A 17,330-nucleotide genomic window follows, 5' to 3' on the forward strand; every position below is an offset into this window, starting at 1 on the left:
ATGCTGGGGGGAATCGGCGCCTATGTCGCGACGGAAGTGTCCGGTGCCGTGCGCCGCAACGCCACCGTCTACGGTCTGCTGGCCTTCGGGCTGCTTCTTCTGCTCTGCGCCGGCGGCTATCTGGTCGCGGCGCTGCACACGGTCCTGGCGCTGCGTTATGGCTCGGCGGAGGCTAGCCTCATCGTCGCTGCGGGTTTGTTCGTCCTCGGCCTGCTGACGATGGGTGTCGCGCTCTACATCAAGAACCGGCCGCGGCCGCGCCGGCCGCTCGCCGCCACCGCTCTGGTGGCTGCGCCGCTGGCAGCCAAGATCGTCGGCTCCGGCCTGTCCTCGAAGAAAGGCTGGCGCCTGGCAGCGGTCGGCGGGGTCGTGGTTCTTGGCGCACTGCTCGGTCGGCAGTTCTTCACCGGCGACGACGCCGATGAGGGCGATGCCTGAGGCGGGCCTGTCATTTGACGTAGGGGTTTGGGGCCGCGCCGGATAGAACGGAGCGCATGGCGATTCAGGCGAGGCCCCGCACACGCTTTCCGATACCCGCGATCCCGGCACTCAAAGCGAGGCTGCGTTCCGCAACCACGACGGTCGTCGCCATCGGCGTCGTCGCGCTGGCAGTCGTGCTTGCGGCCTGGATCAACCTCCAGGCCCAGCACACCGCGGAACGGGTGACGCGGGCCATCGCCCTGCGTGAGCATGCCGAGCGGTTCCTCGGGCATCTTCGGGATGCCGAGACGGGCCAGCGCGGCTATCTTCTGACAGGTCTCGCCAGTTACCTGCAGCCCTTCACCGAGGGCCGCGGTGCCGTTCTGCCGGCGCTGGAGACGCTCGATCGGCTCGTCGAGGGTGATCCGGACCAGCAGAAGCGCGTCGCCGCTTTGCGCGAACATTTGCAACGCAAGCTCGATGAACTGGATTCGACCGTGGCGCTGACGCGGGCCGGCCGGCAGCCGGAGGCGCTCGCCGTTATCCGCCAGGGCAAGGGCATCGGCGCGATGGACGCGCTGCGCGACCTCGTCCAGCAGCTGCAGCACGCCGAGAACGTCCGCCTCGTCTCGCTCAACCGCAACGAGGAGCGGCGGCGCCTCCTCGCCAGCGTCGGCATCGTCGTCGCGCTGGCCGGCCTTGCCTTCGCCGCCTGGCAGCAGCTGCGCATTCGCCAGCGGCGCAGCCTCTCGCTCGCCGAGAGCAATGCCGAACTCGAGCGCCTGATCGGGGAGCGCACGCGCGAACTGGAGAACGAGCGGCTGCGCATCGAGGCGCTACTGCGTGACGTCAACCATCGCGTCGGCAACAACCTCGCCATGGTCTCGGCGCTGCTCAGCGTCCAGAGCCGCCAGAGCCGCGAGCCTGCGGTCCGCGCCGCCCTCCAGCAGGCCCAGTCCCGCATCCAGGCGATCGCTGCCGGCCAGCGCCGCCTGCGCCTGGACCTCGACACCGACGAAATCGAGGCCCGCCCCTATATGGAGGATCTGCTGGCCGAAATCGGCAAGGCGGCGGAAGGCCGGCCGATCGAGATCGCCCTCGCCATGGACGAGATCCGCCTTCCCGGGCGCGATGCGGTCTCCTTCGTGGTGATCGTCAACGAGCTCGTCACCAACGCCATCAAGCACGCCTTCACGGATGGGTTGCCGGGGCGGATCGTCATCCGCTTCGCGCATCAGCCGGTGGACGGCATCCCGGGGCTGGCGCTGACCGTCGAGGATAACGGCGTCGGCATGCCCGCCGAGATCGAAGCCAAGGGACTCGGACAGACCGTCCTCGCCAGCCTGCTGCGCAGCATGCAGGCGACGATGACGGCAACAACGGTGATGGAAGGCGGCCCGCGGCCAGGGACCCGCATCACTCTGCATTTTCCCGAGCGCGACTGAGCCCGGGCGCGAAAAAAAAGGCCCGGCGAGAGGCCGGGCCTTTGGCATCCATTCAGACGTGCGTCGCGCTCAGAGGCCTTCGAACAGGGCGCTGGAGATGTAGCGCTCGGCAAAGGACGGGATGATCACGACGATCGTCTTGCCGGCATTTTCCGGCCGCGCCCCGACTTCGAGCGCAGCCGCGATCGCGGCGCCCGAGGAGATGCCGCCGGGGATGCCCTCATGCTTCGCCAGCGCCCGCGAGGTCTCGAAGGAGGTCTGGTTGCCGACGGTCACGACCTCGTCGATCACCGAACGGTCGAGGATGCCGGGGACAAAGCCGGCGCCGATGCCCTGGATCTTGTGCGGGCCGGGCGCACCGCCCGACAGCACCGGGGAATCCTCCGGCTCGACGGCGACGATCTTCACACCCGGATTCTTGGCCTTCAGCACCTGGCCGACGCCGGTGATGGTGCCACCCGTGCCGACGCCGGAGACGAAGATGTCGACCTTGCCCTGCGTGTCGTTCCAGATCTCCTCGGCCGTGGTCTTGCGGTGGATCTCCGGATTATGCGGGTTCTCGAACTGCTGTGGGATGATCGCGCCGGGAATCTCCGCCTTGAGTTCCTCCGCCCGCGCCACCGCGCCGCGCATGCCGCCGGGGCCCGGTGTCAGCACCAGCTCGGCGCCGAGCAGGGCCAGCATCTTACGCCGCTCCAGCGACATCGTCTCGGGCATCACCAGGATCAGACGGTAGCCGCGCGCCGCCGCGACGAAGGCGAGCGCGATGCCGGTGTTGCCCGAGGTCGGCTCGATCAGCGTGCCCCCCGGCTTCAACGTCCCCGACGCCTCCAGCGCGTCGATCATGTTGACGCCGATGCGGTCCTTGACGCTCGAGATCGGGTTGAAGAATTCCAGCTTGGCCAGGATCGTCGCCTTGACGCCACGCTCGGCCGGCAACCGGTTCAGCTTGACCAGTGGCGTATCGCCGATCGTGTCGGTGATGGAGTTGTAGATACGGCCGCGCCCGGGGGCCTTGCCCTGGGCGGAGTCCGTCATGCGCACGGCGTCGGTCATCGGATGCTCCTGCTGCGCAGGCTCATGGCCCGCAAGGTCGAAGCCGGCCTATCAGATTTCACATCCCATGTCGATAAAATCAAAAAACAACAGAATTAAATTGTGAAATCGGCTCTCACTTCTGTGGCCGGAACGCCCCCCGAAGCCTGGGCCCGATGACAGAGCTCCTCAATCGTGACGTCGTCGAGAACGGACAGAAAGGCCCGCGAGGCTCGCGCGACCTCCGGTGCGATCACCTCCTCGACCAGGGTCGAACGTGGCGCTGGCCCCAGCCCGTCATCGCCGGTCTCCTGCATCGCCGCGCGCGCAATGTCGCCGGCGGTGATCCGGCGCCGCTCGCGCGCCAGTTCGTAGCCGCCGCGCGGGCCGCGGACACCTTTCAGGATGCCGACCCGCACAAGCGCCTGCAGCAGCGTTTCGAGATGCCGCGGCGGCAGATCATGGCGCGCGGCGAGCAGTTTGGCCGCAACCGGGGAGGGGCGGGCGTGCAGGGCGATATCGACGACGGCAGCAATGGCGAGCTGGCTGCGCCGGGAGAGAAGCATCATGCCGTTTGATCCGCGAGAGGGGGGACGCGAGGAGAAATAGCGCCGGCGACGCCCGTCGAGCCGAAGCCAAGGGTGCCACGCTCGCTGGCGGGCAGCGCAGTCACCTCGCGCGCGAAGGCCTGGGAGACCGGCGCGACGACGAGCTGCGCGATCCGGTCGCCGCGCCGGATCGGGAAAGGCGCTTGCCCGTGATTGATCAGGATCACCTTGATCTCGCCGCGATAGTCGCTGTCGACGGTACCGGGCGCGTTCAGGACCGTGACGCCATGCCGGGCGGCGAGCCCGGAGCGGGGCCGCACCTGCGCCTCGTAGCCCTCGGGAAGATGGAGGCAAAACCCGGTGGGGATCAGCGCGCGAGCACCCGGCGCCAGCGCCAGGGTTTCGCCCTCCGCCAGCGCCGCCGGCAGATCCATACCCGCCGCACCGGCGCTCTGATAGCCCGGCAGCGGCAGTCCCGTCGCATGCGCCAGCCGCTGGAAGGCGACCTCGACCGGCCCGCTCATGCCGCAGGCCGCTTCGGGGCGAGCCGCGCGAGGTGGCCGACAAGCCTCGTGGCAACCTCGGATTTCGCCAGGGTCGGCCAGCTTTCGACGCCCTCGGGCGTCACCAGATGCACGGTGTTGGCATCGCCGCCCATGACGCCCGTACCGCCGACATCGTTGGCGACGATGAGGTCGCAGCCCTTCCGGGCGAGCTTCGCCTGGGCATGGGCGACGACGTTCTCCGTCTCGGCGGCGAAGCCTATGACGAGATCAGGCCGCCCGTCCGTCCGGCGCGCGATCGTGGCCAGGATGTCGGGATTCTCGACCAGCGCGAGTGGCGGCAGGGCGGCGCCGTCCTTCTTCATCTTCTCCGAAGCCTCCTCCGCCACCCGCCAGTCGGCGACGGCGGCGGTGAAGATGGCGATCTGCGCCGGCAGCGCGGCCTCGACGGCGGCGAGCATGTCGCGGGCGGATTCGACATGCACCGTCTCGACGCCTTCCGGATCGGGCAGGGCGACCGGCCCCGAAACCAGCGTGACGCGCGCACCTGCGGCGGCCGCAGCGGCGGCGATGGCGTGGCCCTGCTTGCCCGAGGAGCGATTGGCGATGTAGCGCACCGGGTCGATCGCCTCATGCGTCGGGCCGGACGTCACCAGCACATGCTGCCCCGCCAGCGGCCCTGGCGTGTCGGCGGCGCCCGGCAGGCGGCCGAGAAAGCCGATGGCGCGCTGCGGCTTCGCGGCTTCGCCGGCCAGCGCGAGTTCGATGGCGGCGATGATTTCGGGCGGCTCGGCCATGCGGCCCGGCCCGCTCTCGCCGCGCTCGGCCATGGCGCCGGAATTGGGGCCGACGACGAGCACGCCGTCCTTTTCGAGCTGCGCCATGTTCCGGCGCGTCGCCGGATGCTGCCACATGCGCGGGTTCATGGCGGGGGCGATCAGCACGCGCTTGTCGGTCGCCAGCAACGCCGTCGAGGCGAGGTCGTTGGCGAGTCCGTTCGCCATCTTGGCGATCAGGTCGGCGGTCGCGGGCGCGACCACCAGCAGATCGGTCGAGCGCGACAGCGCGATATGGCCGATATCGGCCTCGTCCGTCAGCGAGAACAGATCGGTGAAGCAGCGCTCGCCGGCGAGCGAGGACACCGCAAGCGGCGTCACGAACTCCTGCCCGGCCTTGGTCAGGATGCAGCGCGTGGCGATGCCGCGATCTTTGAGCCGCCGGATCAGCTCGAGGCATTTATAGGCGGCGATGCCGCCGCCGATGATCAGCAGGATGGAGCGGGAGGCGGACAAGGCTGACATTCCTGGACCCCGGGACGCTGCTTCCTAGCACCGCAGGGGGGCGCCTGTCATGCCGCGGCGTCACCTCGCGCGACCGCCTGAAATCGACCGGCAGAGAAGAATTTCCTCCACGGCGGGGCGGTCAGGACAGCCGGGCCTCGTGCTCGCATGTTTCTTTAAAAGAACGATCGAGTTGACAAACAGGACGCATCGCATCATCTTGACCGTGTCGTCGGCTTGGTCCGGCGACCGCGGGGATTTGAGCGAGCAGCTTGCGCCGCGTCACCAAACGCTAAAGCGCCACGACGCGGTCGTGGGCTCCATCGACAGGAGACGAACATGATCGAAGCGACTCTGCGTCCCGCCCGCTCCCGCGCCGAATCCGGCCGCTGTCGACTCTGACCGTCGAGACGCTCGCCAGGCGAGCTTTCCGAAAGTCCCCGATGTCCAGCAGCGCCGCGGATGCGGCGGGAGTTCCGTCATGAATGCCAGTCTTTCCGGTGTGGGCCGGCCCGAGCAGGGCCCGCCGCCGCGCAGCCAGCAGGCCTATGTCATCGAGATCGGCGAGACCCAGGCCGGTCTCGTCAGCCGGCGCGGCGAGGAGCGCTTCTTCACCTTCATTTCCGCCGCCTCCGCCTTCGATGCACTCGAGGGTCATCGCTTCGCCACGCCGGGTGCCGCCGAGCGCGCGGCGCGGCAACTCGCCGGCAGCCGCCGCGGCCGTGGCTGGGCCATGGCGTCCTGACGTTACCGATGAACCCGCACGAACACGCGCCCGCTCTGGTCGGGCTCCTGCCGAGGTCATGATGAACGCCCCCGTCAAACCCGACGCGTTTCGCGTCGACACCTCTCCCGCACCGGACCCGGCCGCGCCGATCATCCGCTTCGCACAGATCGGCAAGACCTACCCGTCGCGGGACGGGCAGGGCGCTGTGGCTGCGCTGTCCGGCATCGATCTCGACGTCCCCAAGGGCGCCATCGTCGGCGTGATCGGCCGCTCGGGCGCCGGCAAGTCGACCCTGATTCGCCTGGTCAACGGCCTGGAGCGCGCGACCTCCGGCCGCCTCCTGATCGAGGGTGAGGACGTCACCGGCCTCACCGAAGCCGGCTGGCGCAGCCGCCGGCGGGCGACCGGCATGATCTTCCAGCACTTCAACCTGCTGTCCTCGCGCACGGTCTTCGACAATGTCGCGCTGCCGCTCGAGATCGCCGGCACGCCGAAGGCGGAGATCGAGGACAAGGTCGCCCGGCTGCTCGATCTCGTCGGCCTCGCCGACAAGCGCGGGCGCTATCCGGCCGAGCTCTCCGGCGGCCAGAAGCAGCGCGTCGGCATCGCCCGCGCGCTGGCTACCGACCCGAAAGTGCTGCTCTGCGACGAGGCGACGTCGGCGCTCGACCCCGAGACGACGAAGTCGATCCTGGCGCTGCTGCGACAGGTCAACCGCGATCTCGGCATCACCATCCTCCTGATCACCCATGAGATTCCGGTGATCAAGGAGATCTGCGACCGCGTCGCGGTGATCGAGGACGGCCGCATCGTCGAGGAGGGCGACGTCTTCACCGTGCTGACGCGTCCGCAGCACCCGACCACGGCCCGCTTCGTCGAGGCGGTCACCGGCGTCGAACTGCCCGCCTATCTCGAGGGGCGCATCCGCAAGGAAGCCCGGCCGGGCGACCAGACCGTGCTGCGCATCACCTTCACCGGCGAGAACGCCACCGCACCGGTCATCAGCCGGCTCAGCTCAACCATCGGCGTCGACGTCAACATCCTCGCCGGCCGTATAGACGCCATCGCCGGCAAGCCCTTCGGCAGCCTGCTCGTCTCGGTGCCGACGCGCGAGCCCGAGCTCGCCGCCGTGCTCGGCGCGCTCAACGGCCTGGAACTCAAGGCGGAGGTCATCGGCCATGTTTCCTGAGATCATCTCGCCCCAGATCGCCGCGCTGATCCTACAGGCGACGCTCGACACGCTGCAGATGGTCGCGGTCGCCGCCGGCCTCGGCACGGTGCTCGGCCTGCCGCTCGGCGTCTTCCTCGCCACCAGCAAGCGCGGCGAACTCTTCGCGGCTCCGGTCCTCAACACGGTGCTCGGCACGCTGGTCAACGCCACCCGCTCGACCCCCTTCATCATCCTCGTGGTGGCGATCATTCCCTTCACGCGGTTGATCGCCGGCACCTCGATCGGCACCCAGGCCGCGATCGTGCCGCTGACGGTGGCCGCGACGCCCTTCATCGCCCGCCTGATCGAGGGCGCGATCCGCGAGGTCGATCAGGGCCTCGTCGAGGCCGCCCGCGCCATGGGGGCGACGCCGCTGCAGATCGTCCGCAAGGTGCTGGTGCCCGAGGCGCTGCCGGCCATCGCGCTCGGCCTGACGCTGGCCGTCGTCAGCCTGATCGGCTTCTCGGCCATGGTCGGCGCGGTCGGCGGCGGCGGGCTCGGCGATCTCGGCATTCGCTACGGCTACCAGCGCTTCATGCCCGAGGTCATGGCCGCCGTCGTCGCCGTCCTCATCGTCCTCGTCCAGACCGTCCAGACGATCGGCGACCATCTCGCCCGCCGGCTCAACAAGCGCCTGCGCCACGCCTGAACCACACCACTCAACCCGCCTTCAGCCCTCATCCTGAGGAGCGCTCAGCAGCAGCGCGTCTCGAAGGATTCTCCAGGAGGCTCCCGCGCAAGCTGGAGCATCCTTCGAGACGCCGCGTGCCGCGGCTCCTCAGGATGAGGGCTGAGCGATACCCATCCCAACTGAAGGAACCGACCGCATGACCATCCTCACCCGCCGTACCGCTCTGGCCGCAACCGCACTCGCCGCGCTTACCCTCGCCGTCCCCGCGCTCGCCCAGACCCCGCAGATCGTTCGCATCGGCGTCTCGCCCGGCCCCCACGCCGAAATCCTCGAACAGGTGAAGCCGCTGCTCGCCAAGAAGGGCATCGATCTCAAGATCGTCGAGTTCTCCGACTATGTCGTGCCCAACCAGGCGCTCGACGCCGGCGAGCTGGAGGCGAACTCCTTCCAGAATCAGCCCTATCTCGACAACCAGGTGAAGGACCGCGGCTTCAAGATCGTCAGCGTCGGCCTCACCGTGAACTTCCCGCTCGGCATCTATTCGTCGAAGTACAAGAGCTGGGCCGAGGTGCCGGACGGCGCCACCATCGCCATCCAGAACGATCCGACCAATGGCGGCCGCTCGTTGCTGCTGCTGCAGGACAAGGGCGTGATCAGGCTGAAGGATGGCGTCGGCTTCAAGCCCAGCCCGGCCGACATCGTCGCCAACCCGAAGAGGCTGAAGATCATCGAGGTCGAGGCCGCGCAGACCCCGCGCACGCTGGCCGATGTCGCGGCCGCTGCGATCAACACCAATTACGCCGTCGACGCCAAGATCGAGCCGACCTCGGCGATCCTGCGCGAGGATCCGAAGGGGCCCTATGTCAACCTGATCGCGGTCCGCGCCGCCGACAAGGACAAGCCCTGGGTCAAGACGCTGGTCGAGACCTATCAGTCGCCGGAGATCAAGGCTTTCGTCGCAGAGCGCTTCAAGGGCAACGTGCTCGCCGGCTGGTAAAACCCGTTCCTCCCACCTGGCTCTCATTGCGCCAGGCGCCTGCCCCGGATGCGACGCGCATCCGGGGCTTTTTGTTGAAGGATAATCCCCCTCAGGCCGGCTTCCCTCGCGGGACCGACCGGCCGAGGCCGACCGCCTCGGCGATGGTCACGGCGAGCACGGCGGCGGCCTGGGCCAGCACGAAGGCGACGCCGAGCCCTGTCGGTGCGAACCATCCCCCGGCCAGCAGCAGCAGGCTGTCGGCGATCCAGATCAGATTGAGGCCGATCACGGCGAGAACCGCCAGTCGGGGCAACTCGCGGCGGCGCGAAAGCCAGCCCAGCAGCGCCGCGCAGGGCAGCAGCAGGAGGCCGACGCCTCGCAGGAGCGGCTCCGGCAGGCCGAGCAACTGGGACAGCGCCTTGGCTGCGAAGCTCAGCAGCACGCCCATGCCGGCGCACGCGGCGGCATCGAGCGCGAGAGCGCCGCGCAGCAGCGGCGAGGATTGGATCATCGTCATCGGGGTCTCCCTGGTGAGAGGCGTCCTGGAGACGCCTCGGCTTGGATGGAGACAGGGTGACGGGCGCAAGGCAGACGGTCGATTAAGCGCGAGGTAATTGGAACCGCGCCGGAGGCTGGGTAGCGTGCCCCCATGAACAGCCACCGCAGTGCAGCCATCGGCCCCCTGATCCGTGACTGGCGTCAGCAGCGCCGTCTCAGCCAGCTCGACCTCGCCCTCGAGGCGGAGATCTCGCAGAAGCACCTCTCCTTCGTGGAGAGCGGCCGCTCCCAGCCAAGCCGCGACATGGTCCTGCTGCTGGCGGAGCATCTCGGCGTGCCCCTGCGCGAGCGCAACGCGCTGCTGCTCGCGGCGGGCTACGCGCCGGTCTATCTGGAGCGGGCGCTGGAGGATCCGGCGCTGCAGGCCGCGAAATCCGCCATCGATCTCATCCTGGCGGGACACGATCCCTGTCCCGCGCTCGCTGTGGACCGGCACTGGACGCTGCTCTCCGCCAATGCGGCGGTCGGCCCGCTGCTGGCGCTGGTGCAGAACGCCGATCTGCTGCGGCCGCCCGTCAATGTCCTGCGGCTCGCGCTGCATCCGGGTGGACTGGCTCCGGTGGTCCTCAACGGGGCCGAATGGCGCGGCCATCTCGTGGCGCGGCTCCGCCAGCAGGTCCGGATCGCGGCCGATCCCGTTCTCGTGGATCTGCTGGCCGAACTGCTCGGCTATCCCGCGCAGCCCGCCACGCAGTCCGATGGGCCGCCGGCGGATGAGGCGGCGATCGCGGTACCGCTGCGGCTGCGCGTCGGCGAGACAATCCTGTCCTTCATCTCGACCACGACCGTCTTCGGCACGCCGGTCGACATCACCCTGTCCGAACTGGCGCTCGAAACCTTCTTCCCGGCCGATGCAGAGACGGCCGCAGCCTTGCGGGCGATGGCCGCGGCGCGACGTGCGAGTGAACCCTGAAAGCCTGCGAATTTCCTCCGGAACCTTCCGCAGGGTCGCCGGTTGTTGAAGCGACGCCGCGGGGGCGGCACGAAATTCAACAGAAGGATCAAGACGATGGGCAGCACCATGGACAAGATCAAGGGCATGGCCAACGAAGCCGCCGGCAACGTCAAGCAGGCCGCCGGCAAGGCGCTGGACAAGCCCGATCTGGAGGCCGAGGGCTTTGCTCAGGAGCGCAAGGGCGAGGCCCAGCAGGCGCTCGGCAAGGGCAAGGACGCCGTCAAGAAAGTGGTCGACAAGGCCTGATCGCGATCAGAGCCTGACCGAGAACGGGCCGCCGAAAGGCGGCCCGTTTTGCTTTGGGTTGAAGCCGACGGTTTTTGCCGACCGCTATGCGTCTCAGGCGGTCCCGCCGATGCCGCCGAGGAAGTCCTTGACCCGGCCGAAGAAGCCGGCGGCCTCGGGATGGGTGGCGCCCGAACTCTCGCGCTCGAACTCCTGCAGCAGTTCGCGCTGGCGGGCAGTGAGCTTCTGCGGCGTCTCGACCACGACCTGGATGTAGAGGTCGCCGACCTCGCGCGAGCGCAGCACGCTCATGCCCTTGCCCTTGAGCCGGAACTGCTTGCCGGTCTGCGTGCCTTCGGGGATCTTCACCCGCGCCTGCTCGCCGGTCAGCGTCGGCACCTCGATCTCGCCGCCGAGCGCCGCCTGCACCAGTCCGATCGGGACGCGGCAGAACAGATCCGCCCCGTCGCGCTGGAAGATCGCGTGCGGCTGGATCGACAGGAAGATGTAGAGGTCGCCTGCCGGTCCGCCGCGCAGGCCGGCCTCGCCCTCGCCGGCGAGGCGGATGCGCGTGCCGTCCTCGACGCCCGCCGGGATGTTGACCGACAGCGTGCGCTCGCGCGTGACGCGGCCGGCGCCATGACAGTTCTTGCAGGGGTCGTCGATGATCTCGCCGCGCCCCGAGCAGGTCGGGCAGGTGCGCTCGACCGAGAAGAAGCCCTGATTGGCGCGTACCTTGCCGTGGCCGCCGCAGGTCGGGCATTGCCGCGACTTCGAGCCGGGCTTGGCGCCCGTCCCCGAGCAGACCTCGCAGGCGATCGAGGTCGGAACGCGGATCGAGGCGTTCTTGCCGGCGAAGGCGTCTTCCAGCCCGATCTCGAGGTTGTAGCGCAGATCCGCGCCGCGCTCGCGGCCATTGGCGCCGCGCGGCCCGCCGCGTCGCGCATCGCCGAAGAAGGAATCGAAGATGTCCGACATGAAGTCGGAAAAGTCTGGGTTGCCGCCGCCCCCGCCACCCTGCTCGAAGGCCTGGTGGCCGTAGCGGTCATAGGCACCGCGCTTCTGGCTGTCGGACAGGACCTGATAGGCCTCGTTCAGCTCCTTGAACTTGGCCTCGGCCGCCGCGTCTCCGGGGTGCCGGTCGGGATGGCACTGCATCGCCAGCTTGCGGAAGGCGCTCTTCAGCTCCGCCTCGCTGGCGGCCTTCGAGACGCCGAGGATTTCATAGTAGTCGCGCTTGGACATCAAACAGCGGCCCCTTCGCCCCTGCAGACGGCGCCGCTGGCTTCTGGCCGGCGGCGCTCCTGACATGGACGAGAATGTTGCGTCACGACGCCATCCCGTAACGCGATGGCCGGGTCAAGCCCGGCCATGACGTCGTCGTCGAGAAGGAAGAACGCTCAGGCGCTCTTCTTCTTGTCACCCTTGTCGTCGCTGACGTCCTTGAAGTCGGCGTCGATGACGTCGTCCTCCTTCTTGGCGTCGGCGGCCGCAGGCTCACCCTCGCCTGCGCCTTCGGCCTGGCTGGCGGCATACATCGCCTCGCCGAGCTTCATCGAGGCCTGCATCAGATCGGTGGTGCGGGCCGTGATCGTCTCGGCATTGTCCTCGGCCAGCGCCGCCTTGAGCGCGTCGAGCGCGGTCTCGATCGCCGTCTTGTCGGCGGCGGAAACCTTCTCGCCATACTCCTTCAGCGACTTCTCGGTCGAATGCACCAGGCTCTCGCCCTGGTTCTTCGCCTCGACCAGCTCGCGACGCTTCTTGTCCTCGGTCGCGTTGGCCTCGGCGTCCTTGACCATCTTCTGGATGTCGGCCTCGGAGAGCCCACCGGACGCCTGGATCCGGATCTGCTGCTCCTTGTTGGTGGCCTTGTCCTTCGCGGTGACCGAGACGATGCCGTTGGCGTCGATGTCGAAGGTCACCTCGATCTGCGGCATGCCGCGCGGGGAGGGCGGGATCCCCATCAGGTCGAACTGGCCGAGCAGCTTGTTGTCGGCCGCCATCTCGCGCTCGCCCTGGAAGACCCGGATCGTCACCGCCTGCTGGTTGTCCTCGGCGGTGGAGAAGACCTGGCTCTTCTTGGTCGGGATCGTGGTGTTGCGGTCAATGAGACGCGTGAACACGCCGCCCAGCGTCTCGATGCCGAGCGAGAGCGGGGTCACGTCGAGCAGCAGCACGTCCTTGACGTCGCCCTGCAGCACGCCGGCCTGGATCGCGGCGCCGATGGCGACGACCTCGTCGGGGTTGACGCCCTTGTGCGGCTCCTTGCCGAAGAACTGCTTCACGACCTCCTGGACCTTCGGCATGCGGGTCATGCCGCCGACGAGGACGACCTCGTCGATCTGCCCGGCCGAGAGGCCGGCATCCTTGAGCGCCTTCTTGCAGGGCTCGATCGTGCGCTGGACGAGATCGTCGACCAGGCTCTCGAACTTGGCGCGCGAGAGCTTGATGGCGAGGTGCTTCGGGCCCGAGGCATCCGCCGTGATGTAGGGCAGGTTGATCTCGGTCTGGGCCGCGCTCGACAGCTCGATCTTGGCCTTCTCCGCGGCCTCCTTCAGGCGCTGCAGGGCGAGTTTGTCCTTCTTCAGGTCGATGCCCTGCTCGCGCTTGAACTCGTCCGCCAGATACTCGACCAGGCGCATGTCGAAGTCCTCGCCGCCGAGGAAGGTGTCGCCATTGGTCGACTTCACCTCGAAGACGCCGTCGCCGATCTCGAGGATCGAGACGTCGAAGGTGCCGCCGCCGAGGTCATAGACCGCGATCGTGCCGGCCTGCTTCTTGTCGAGGCCATAGGCGAGCGCGGCCGCCGTCGGCTCGTTGATGATGCGCAGCACCTCGAGGCCGGCGATGCGGCCGGCATCCTTCGTCGCCTGGCGCTGGGCGTCGTTGAAATAGGCGGGAACGGTGATGACGGCCTGGGTGACGGGCGAGCCGAGATAGGCTTCCGCCGTCTCCTTCATCTTGGTGAGCGTGAAGGCCGAGATCTGGGACGGCGAATAATCGTTGCCGTCGGCCTCGACCCAAGCGTCGCCCGAGGAGGCCTTCTTGATCTTGTAGGGAACCAGCTTCAGATCCTTCTGCGTCATCGGGTCGTCGAAGGTGCGCCCGATGAGACGCTTGATGGCGAAGAAGGTGCGTTCCGGATTGGTGACGGCCTGGCGCTTGGCCGGCTGGCCGACGAGACGCTCGCCATCATCCGTGATCGCGACGATCGACGGCGTGGTGCGGGCACCTTCCGAATTCTCGATGACCTTAGGCGTCGTGCCTTCCATGACCGCGACGCAGGAATTGGTCGTGCCGAGGTCGATACCGATGACTTTACCCATGGATGGGATCCCTTTTGAACGGAGCAGATCGCCGGGTTGCGACGGACATCGCCACCTCCCGGCCCATGGACCGGTGCGCCCCCACCTGTTGCGGCGAACGAACCGGCATTCCACGTCAGACGGTCGTGAAACCGCCCCTTGGCGGCGTATATAGGGAGGGGGTTCCCGCCCTTGCAAGACAGGCGAGCCGATTAAGAATCACCCCCGCCGCCCTTTTCGGCGACAGGGTTGACGGCGTTCATTGCCGCCGAGTGTTGCGCCGGTGCCCTTGCGTCGGCCGGCGTGGCATTTCATGCAAAACGGGTCGAATCCCTCATCCAGCGGGCTTTTCGTGATCCGACTGCCATATGCCGCCCTCTGCCTCGCCCCGCTGGTCATTGCCGGCGCGATGCAGGCCGCTCTGGCGCAGCCGATGCAACTGCCCGGAGCGCAGCCCTTCAATGCACCCGGCACGCAGCAGGCCGCGCCCCCCTCCAGCGCGCCGGCCGCGCCGCGTCCGCCTTCCATGCCGCCGATCAAGGTGGCTGGCGAAGACGCCATCCTCGGTCGCGTGCTGCGCCACAATGGCGGGGCGGGTGAAGCGGTCTTCGAGAAGTCGGGCGCGGGCTACGGTCTCAAGCTGACGGCGGACGGCTTCCAGTCCGGCAATCTGGTCGAGCCCTGCGCGGTGTCCTTCGGCGAGACCCCGGTGCCGGTGACCGCCCTCGGCCGGCCCGCTGGCGTGCCGCGCTACCGGCTCGAGGCGTCGGTCTGTCCGATCGTCTTCGACGTGCTGGACGGCGCTGTCCTCGTCGTCGAGCCGACCCAGCCATGCGTCGTCGAGGCCGCCGCCTGCCGCATCGATCCGCGCGGCCTCTGGGGGCCGGATGCGCGCACGCTCGCTGCCCGCGCCAAGGAGATCGAGGCAGCCCGAGGCACGGCCGAGCGTGCGGTGCGCGAGGGCTATCGTGTGCTGACCGCCCGTGCCGATGCGGTCGAGCAGCGCGCGATCGCGCGCGAGCAGGCCGGTTTCTCAGCCGAGCGCGAGCTGGTCTGCCGCTCCTATCAGCGCGAGGGTCAGTACGGCTTCTGTGGCGCGCGCCTGACGGAGGCCCGCGCGGCCTCGATCCGCGCCCGCCTCGGCCTTTCCAACGAACCCGCCAAGCCGGCGCCGCGCCCGGCCCGGCCGCGCCCGGCGCCGCCCGCGGGCGGGTCGGGGCCGTTGCCGCTGACGCCGCAATAGCGCCGCACGAGGCCCTCACTGCCTTGTCATTGGCCTTGCGGGCTGCAATCGGTCAGTGATCGCGCCCAGTCGAGAGGACAATGACGCGGATCATGGCCTACCCCCTCACCCGACGGCTTTGGCGCCAGGCGGCGCTCGCCCTCGCTCTGGTCGCGCCCGCTCTGGTGCAGGCCGCGGAGTCGACCGCCGTCACCAGCCCGCGCGTGACGGCGACGCTCCTCTCCAGCCGCGATGCCGTGGCGCCGGGGGAGCGCTTCCACGTCGCGCTCGTCCAGAAGATCGCGCCCGGCTGGCACACCTACTGGGCCAATCCCGGCGATTCCGGCGAGGCGACCCGCATCACCTGGGCATTGTCGCAGGGCGCGAGCGCCGGCGAGATCCAGTGGCCCGCCCCGAAGGCGATCCCGGTCGAGCCGCTGGTCAATTTCGGCTTCGAGGGCACGGTCCTGCTGCCGGTGGAGATCGCCGTCCCCGCCGATGCCAAGATCGGTGAACGCCTGACACTGCAGGCGGCGGCCACCTGGCTCGTCTGCGAGAAGATCTGCATTCCCGAAGAGGGCACGCTGACGCTCGACCTGCCGGTCGCGCCAGCGGCCGTCGTCGACGCCGCGGCGGAGTCCCGCATCGCGGCAACGCGCGCGCAGCTTCCGGCACCGGCGGCGTTCCGAGGCCGTCTCGCCGCCGAGGGCGAGGCCCTCGTCCTGACGCTGCCGGGCCTGCCGGCCGCGGCCACGGAGATGCGGTTCTTCCCGCTGTCCGACACGCTGATCGACCACGCCGCTGCCCAGGAGATCCGCCGCGCGGGCGAGGCGACCACGGTGCGCCTCGCCCGTTCCAGCGCCTTCAAGATCGCGGAGGGCGAGAGCGCCGGTGTGCTGACCTATCGCGAAGGCGGGGCTCCTCGGGCGCTGAGCATCGTCGCAGATGTCGATCGAGCCCTTATGGGCGCCGCGGCGGCGCCTGCAGCCGCACCTGTGGCGGTCACCATTCCGCTGCCGGCCGAGGGCGCCGACCTCACGCTCTGGGCGGCGCTGCTGTTCGCCTTCGCCGGCGGGCTCATCCTCAACCTGATGCCCTGCGTGCTGCCCGTGCTCTTCATCAAGGCCCTGGGCTTCGCCCAGCTCGCCCAGGCCAGCCGCGCGCAGGTTCGCGAGCAGGGGCTGCTGTTCCTCGCGGGCGTGCTGGTGACCTTTATGGCGCTGGCGACGCTGGTGATCGCGCTCGGTGCGCTCGGCACCAGCGTCGGCTGGGGCTTCCAGCTGCAGTCGCCGCCGCTGGTGATCGCGCTCGCTGTGGTGATGACGCTGATCGGCCTCAACCTGCTGGGCGCCTTCGAAGTCGGGACGTCGGCGGCCGGCGTCGGCCATGGCCTCGCCAGCCGGGGCGGGCGGCTCGGCGCCTTCATGACCGGCGCTCTGGCGGTGGTCGTCGCGACGCCCTGCACGGCACCCTTCATGGGCGCGGCGATCGGCTATGCGGTGACTCAGCCGCCCCTGCTCGGCCTGTCCGTCTTCCTGTCGCTGGCGTTGGGTTTTGCCCTCCCGGTGGTGGCACTCTCCTTCGCGCCCGGCCTGCTGCGGTTGCTGCCGAAACCCGGCCGCTGGATGCTGATCCTGAAGCAGGCCTTCGCCTTCCCGATGTTCGCGACCGCGATCTGGCTGATCTGGGTCGCCTCGGTTCAGGCGGGGCCCGGCGGCGTGCTGGCGGCGCTGGTCGCCGTGCTCGCGGCGGGCTTCGTGGTCTGGCTGGTCGGCGTCACGCGCGGCAGCGGGCGCGGCCGGCTGGCCTCGTCGCTGGCGGCCGTTTTGGTCGCCGTCGGGGCCGGCTGGTTCGTGGTCCAGAGCGCGGTGCCGGAGGCGACGCAGGCACGGGCCGGCGATGTCCAGGCCTGGTCGCCCGAGCGCGTCGCGGCGCTGCAGGCGGAAGGGCGGCCAGTCTTCGTCAACTTCACCGCGGCCTGGTGCATCACCTGCCTTGCCAATGAGCGCGTCGCGCTCTCGCGGCAGGAGGTGAAGGACGCCTTCGCCGAACTCAAGGTCACCTATCTCAAGGCCGACTGGACCAACCGCAACAGCCAGATCGCGATGGCCCTGGCCGAGCAGGGCCGGGCCGGCGTGCCGCTCTATCTGTTCTATCCCGGCCGCAAGGGCGCTGCGCCCGAGGTCCTGCCCCAGTTGCTGACGCCCGATACCGTTGTCACTGCCGCCCGCCGCGCCGCCGGCAAGCCGGTCGAGACGGCCGCCCGCTGAGCCTCATCCCCACCGCA

The 17,330-nt window shown here is 69.1% G+C and carries 17 protein-coding genes; 10 read left to right on the forward strand and 7 right to left on the reverse strand.

Annotation, left to right across the window (positions count from 1 at the left end; translation table 11 throughout):
- The gene (locus AX750_RS07805) at positions 1–438 is read left to right on the forward strand and encodes a hypothetical protein (RefSeq protein WP_066718212.1); all 438 of its coding nucleotides are present in this window, start codon (positions 1–3) and stop codon (positions 436–438) included.
- A gap of 56 nt (positions 439–494) precedes the next feature.
- Positions 495–1,865 (forward strand): CHASE3 domain-containing protein, encoded by a 1,371-nt coding sequence (locus AX750_RS07810; protein ID WP_066718215.1) that lies wholly within the window; start codon positions 495–497, stop codon positions 1,863–1,865.
- A 69-nt stretch (positions 1,866–1,934) separates the two neighbouring features.
- On the opposite strand, the gene cysK is transcribed toward AX750_RS07810, so the two are convergent.
- From cysK to AX750_RS07830, 4 genes are all read right to left on the reverse strand, one after another.
- Positions 1,935–2,921, reverse strand: coding sequence for a cysteine synthase A (gene cysK / locus AX750_RS07815; protein WP_066718218.1), 987 nt, complete (start codon positions 2,919–2,921; stop codon positions 1,935–1,937).
- Positions 2,922–3,016: 95 nt separating this feature from the next.
- The gene (locus AX750_RS07820) at positions 3,017–3,469 is read right to left on the reverse strand and encodes an Rrf2 family transcriptional regulator (protein WP_066718221.1); all 453 of its coding nucleotides are present in this window, start codon (positions 3,467–3,469) and stop codon (positions 3,017–3,019) included.
- Complete coding sequence (gene dut, locus AX750_RS07825) at positions 3,466–3,972, reverse strand: dUTP diphosphatase (RefSeq protein ID WP_066718224.1); 507 nt, start codon at positions 3,970–3,972, stop codon at positions 3,466–3,468. The genes AX750_RS07820 and dut overlap by 4 nt, the downstream gene beginning before the upstream one ends.
- The gene (locus AX750_RS07830) at positions 3,969–5,252 is read right to left on the reverse strand and encodes a phosphopantothenoylcysteine decarboxylase (RefSeq protein WP_066718226.1); all 1,284 of its coding nucleotides are present in this window, start codon (positions 5,250–5,252) and stop codon (positions 3,969–3,971) included. The genes dut and AX750_RS07830 overlap by 4 nt, the downstream gene beginning before the upstream one ends.
- 460 nt (positions 5,253–5,712) lie before the next feature.
- Here AX750_RS07830 and AX750_RS07835 point away from each other — a divergent pair, with 460 nt between their 5' ends.
- The 4 genes from AX750_RS07835 to AX750_RS07850 all read left to right on the forward strand — a co-directional run bounded on the left by AX750_RS07835 (position 5,713) and on the right by AX750_RS07850 (position 8,796).
- Entirely contained in the window at positions 5,713–5,976 is a 264-nt protein-coding gene (locus tag AX750_RS07835) for a hypothetical protein (protein WP_066718228.1), read from the forward strand.
- 61 nt (positions 5,977–6,037) lie between these two features.
- Positions 6,038–7,147: a methionine ABC transporter ATP-binding protein gene (locus AX750_RS07840; RefSeq protein WP_082735006.1), complete on the forward strand. Its 1,110-nt coding sequence runs from the start codon at positions 6,038–6,040 to the stop codon at positions 7,145–7,147.
- A gap of 4 nt (positions 7,148–7,151) precedes the next feature.
- Positions 7,152–7,817 carry a methionine ABC transporter permease gene (locus AX750_RS07845; protein ID WP_066718268.1) on the forward strand — a complete coding sequence of 222 codons (666 nt, stop codon included), beginning with the start codon at positions 7,152–7,154 and terminating at the stop codon, positions 7,815–7,817.
- Between the two features lie 178 nt (positions 7,818–7,995).
- Complete coding sequence (locus AX750_RS07850) at positions 7,996–8,796, forward strand: MetQ/NlpA family ABC transporter substrate-binding protein (protein WP_066718232.1); 801 nt, start codon at positions 7,996–7,998, stop codon at positions 8,794–8,796.
- A gap of 91 nt (positions 8,797–8,887) precedes the next feature.
- Here the strand turns inward: AX750_RS07850 and AX750_RS07855 are convergent, their stop codons facing one another.
- The gene (locus AX750_RS07855) at positions 8,888–9,295 is read right to left on the reverse strand and encodes a hypothetical protein (protein ID WP_066718234.1); all 408 of its coding nucleotides are present in this window, start codon (positions 9,293–9,295) and stop codon (positions 8,888–8,890) included.
- A 132-nt stretch (positions 9,296–9,427) separates the two neighbouring features.
- Here AX750_RS07855 and AX750_RS07860 point away from each other — a divergent pair, with 132 nt between their 5' ends.
- Positions 9,428–10,249 (forward strand): helix-turn-helix transcriptional regulator, encoded by an 822-nt coding sequence (locus AX750_RS07860; RefSeq protein WP_066718237.1) that lies wholly within the window; start codon positions 9,428–9,430, stop codon positions 10,247–10,249.
- A 96-nt stretch (positions 10,250–10,345) separates the two neighbouring features.
- Positions 10,346–10,537, forward strand: a complete 192-nt coding sequence (locus AX750_RS07865; protein ID WP_066718239.1) for a CsbD family protein — start codon at positions 10,346–10,348, stop codon at positions 10,535–10,537.
- Between the two features lie 93 nt (positions 10,538–10,630).
- Here the strand turns inward: AX750_RS07865 and dnaJ are convergent, their stop codons facing one another.
- Together dnaJ and dnaK are read right to left on the reverse strand one after the other, a co-directional pair.
- Positions 10,631–11,761, reverse strand: a complete 1,131-nt coding sequence (gene dnaJ, locus AX750_RS07870; protein ID WP_066718242.1) for a molecular chaperone DnaJ — start codon at positions 11,759–11,761, stop codon at positions 10,631–10,633.
- A 155-nt stretch (positions 11,762–11,916) separates the two neighbouring features.
- Entirely contained in the window at positions 11,917–13,842 is a 1,926-nt protein-coding gene (gene dnaK / locus AX750_RS07875; RefSeq protein WP_066718244.1) for a molecular chaperone DnaK, read from the reverse strand.
- 331 nt (positions 13,843–14,173) lie between these two features.
- Between dnaK and AX750_RS07880 the strand changes: the two genes are divergently transcribed.
- Together AX750_RS07880 and AX750_RS07885 are read left to right on the forward strand one after the other, a co-directional pair.
- Positions 14,174–15,064, forward strand: coding sequence for a hypothetical protein (locus tag AX750_RS07880; protein WP_066718247.1), 891 nt, complete (start codon positions 14,174–14,176; stop codon positions 15,062–15,064).
- Positions 15,065–15,156: 92 nt separating this feature from the next.
- Entirely contained in the window at positions 15,157–17,313 is a 2,157-nt protein-coding gene (locus AX750_RS07885) for a protein-disulfide reductase DsbD domain-containing protein (protein WP_082735007.1), read from the forward strand.
- The last annotated feature ends 17 nt before the right edge of the window (positions 17,314–17,330 follow it).

The sequence above is a fragment of the Methylobacterium sp. CCH7-A2 genome (genome assembly GCF_001557075.1).
Lineage (GTDB): Bacteria > Pseudomonadota > Alphaproteobacteria > Rhizobiales > Beijerinckiaceae > Allobosea > Allobosea massiliensis.

Bases quoted from the DNA above. Each gene is read 5' to 3' on its own strand.
- AX750_RS07855 (WP_066718234.1), bottom strand. From the start codon at position 9,295: ATGACGATGATCCAATCCTCGCCGCTGCTGCGCGGCGCTCTCGCGCTC.
- AX750_RS07810 (WP_066718215.1), top strand. From the start codon at position 495: ATGGCGATTCAGGCGAGGCCCCGCACACGCTTTCCGATACCCGCGATC.
- AX750_RS07885 (WP_082735007.1), top strand. From the start codon at position 15,157: ATGGCCTACCCCCTCACCCGACGGCTTTGGCGCCAGGCGGCGCTCGCC.
- dut (WP_066718224.1), bottom strand. From the start codon at position 3,972: ATGAGCGGGCCGGTCGAGGTCGCCTTCCAGCGGCTGGCGCATGCGACG.
- AX750_RS07840 (WP_082735006.1), top strand. From the start codon at position 6,038: ATGAACGCCCCCGTCAAACCCGACGCGTTTCGCGTCGACACCTCTCCC.
- AX750_RS07830 (WP_066718226.1), bottom strand. From the start codon at position 5,252: ATGTCAGCCTTGTCCGCCTCCCGCTCCATCCTGCTGATCATCGGCGGC.
- dnaJ (WP_066718242.1), bottom strand. From the start codon at position 11,761: ATGTCCAAGCGCGACTACTATGAAATCCTCGGCGTCTCGAAGGCCGCC.
- AX750_RS07865 (WP_066718239.1), top strand. From the start codon at position 10,346: ATGGGCAGCACCATGGACAAGATCAAGGGCATGGCCAACGAAGCCGCC.
- AX750_RS07850 (WP_066718232.1), top strand. From the start codon at position 7,996: ATGACCATCCTCACCCGCCGTACCGCTCTGGCCGCAACCGCACTCGCC.
- dnaK (WP_066718244.1), bottom strand. From the start codon at position 13,842: ATGGGTAAAGTCATCGGTATCGACCTCGGCACGACCAATTCCTGCGTC.
- AX750_RS07805 (WP_066718212.1), top strand. From the start codon at position 1: ATGCTGGGGGGAATCGGCGCCTATGTCGCGACGGAAGTGTCCGGTGCC.
- AX750_RS07835 (WP_066718228.1), top strand. From the start codon at position 5,713: ATGAATGCCAGTCTTTCCGGTGTGGGCCGGCCCGAGCAGGGCCCGCCG.
- AX750_RS07860 (WP_066718237.1), top strand. From the start codon at position 9,428: ATGAACAGCCACCGCAGTGCAGCCATCGGCCCCCTGATCCGTGACTGG.
- cysK (WP_066718218.1), bottom strand. From the start codon at position 2,921: ATGACCGACGCCGTGCGCATGACGGACTCCGCCCAGGGCAAGGCCCCC.
- AX750_RS07820 (WP_066718221.1), bottom strand. From the start codon at position 3,469: ATGATGCTTCTCTCCCGGCGCAGCCAGCTCGCCATTGCTGCCGTCGTC.